1 pseudogene is annotated in these 1,552 nt (G+C 29.1%); it reads left to right on the forward strand.

What is annotated here, in order from left to right:
• Positions 1-120: 120 nt before the first annotated feature.
• A pseudogene (locus FTT87_RS15800) lies at positions 121-1,147 on the forward strand (hypothetical protein); the annotation flags it as partial.
• Positions 1,148-1,552: the final 405 nt, after the last annotated feature.

The following is a 1,552-nucleotide window of genomic DNA, read 5'->3' on the forward strand; positions in this document are numbered from 1 at the left end:
GCTAAAAAATGGACCATGCCAATTCAAAATTGGCGTTTAGCGATGAATTGGTTTACGATTCAGTTCGATGATCGATTAAAAGATCATTTATAAAAAATGGAACTTACACAAAATAATTTACAGGCTCATGATAAAAGAATAGGTGGTTTAGTTGAAGATCCTTTTAAATTTTTAAATATTACTTCACCAAGAACAGAATTATTACCTAAACGTATCTATCGATATTTGGGTCAAATTTGTATGTCACATGGTATGAATTTTATAGATGTGATGAAAAAACTTCCCTTTAAGCAGACAGGATTGGGAACTGAAGATTGTCACCCACGTTTTATTGGTTGCTTACTCCGATTAGGTGATCTATTTGATTTAGATGATAATCGCTTTTGTCCTGTTATGGCAAAGCATGTGAGTAATATACCTTCTATAAGTAAACATCATCATGATAAACATTTATCCCTAAGAGAGTTTCAACTTGATAAACGGATAGTAAAACTTGTAGCCGAATGTCCTGATGAAATGTCTTACGTTGAAACTCAAAATTGGTTTGGATGGATACGTAAAGAATTTCAAAATCAAATGTCTCAATGGAATTTAATTGTACCCGACTTCAATTTTGGCTCACTTCCAACTATTGAGCAATTAGATGTTCAAATGGAAGTAAAATATGAAGCTGGATTAAAAAAAGAAAAGATTCTATTAAATAATGAGCCCATGAAATTTACTATTGATGAAAGAAATGCAATGGAAATTTTACAAGGAGCAAATTTGTATAAAAATAAATTAAGTATTTTTAGAGAGTTAATCCAAAATTCTATTGATGCAACAATGTTGAAAATATATCTATGTGAAATAAAAAATAAAATTGAAGATGTTTCACCTATAGATAATAGGATTCATGATTTATTCGAAAAAAATGAAATTACAATATCCCTTTGCAAAAGAGAAAGCGTTGATGATACAGAAATATGGTCTCTAGAAATTAAAGATCAAGGTATTGGTATAAGTATAGAAGATTTGACTTATATGCAGAAAATGGCTGGTTCATCTAAGAATTTAAAAAAAATAAAAATTATTCAAGAGATGCCAAAATGGATGAGACCTTCAGGGGAGTTTGGAATAGGATTACAAAGTATATTTTTATTAACAAATAGTCTTCCTCAAAAATATCAAATAGTAAGTTATAAAACAAAAAATATTTTTACTAACGACTATTTGGAAATCACTATGAATTCACCACTTGGAGAGAAAAGTGGATATTGTTTTATTTCTAAATTAAATAATGAATTTATAGATTACGGAACGAATATTAAAGTTCATTTCTCAGTAAGTAAGGATGATTTTTTTGACAATGAATTATATTTAAGTAGAAAAAATATCTATGTTGAAAATTATGAGCTAAGGTCTAAATTGATTATTTGGGAGATATATAAGTATCAACTAAAAAGTAAACATGTATTCATTACCAAAACCCTTTGAAATCTGCCCAACCCAACGCTCTATTTGATCTGCCTTCATCACCTTAAAATCCCGCCAGTTATACTTCATCTGCTTC

Source organism: Acinetobacter sp. YH01022 (assembly GCF_013420235.1).
Lineage (GTDB): Bacteria > Pseudomonadota > Gammaproteobacteria > Pseudomonadales > Moraxellaceae > Acinetobacter.